Source organism: Haloarcula sp. Atlit-120R (assembly GCF_003665885.1).
In the GTDB taxonomy this organism is placed as follows: Archaea; Halobacteriota; Halobacteria; order Halobacteriales; family Haloarculaceae; genus Haloarcula; species Haloarcula taiwanensis.
This window is the reverse complement of record NZ_QPLN01000086.1, coordinates 1-460: the sequence shown is the minus strand read 5'-3', so window position 1 is coordinate 460 and position 460 is coordinate 1. Positions and strand designations below refer to the sequence as shown.

Genomic DNA, 460 nt, shown 5'->3' with positions numbered 1-460 from the left:
CAGAGAGGAGAAACGCCGCGAACTTGTAGCGCCAGACGTCGAGACCGACGAACGCCGTCCGCGTCTCGTTCTCGCGAATCGCCTTGAAGATGAGCCCGTAGGGCGACTTGCGGATGCGCGTGATGGAGGCGACGACGGCGACGAAGAAGACGCCGACGAAGCGATAGAGGTTGTTCACGACGAGTTCCCCGAGGAGGCCGCCGTACTGGTGTTCCAGCTCGAAGACCCCGAGAACGTCCGACCGCGGCACTTCGAGGCCGTTTATCCCCTTCGTGATTTCCACGAGCGGCTCGCGGGCGAGGAAGTAGAGGAACTGCCCGATGGCGAGCGCCACGATGGAGAAGTACACCGTGTGGAGGCGCAGGAGAATCAGCGCCGCGACCGCCCCGAGGGCGACCGCGGCCAGCGTCCCGACGACGATGACCGCCAGCGGGTCGTTGTACACGTGAATCGCAAACAG

1 pseudogene is annotated in these 460 nt (G+C 64.3%); it reads right to left on the bottom strand.

Annotated features, from left to right (window positions below):
* Positions 1-460 (bottom strand): annotated as a pseudogene (locus tag DVK01_RS21340) (branched-chain amino acid ABC transporter permease); the annotation flags it as partial.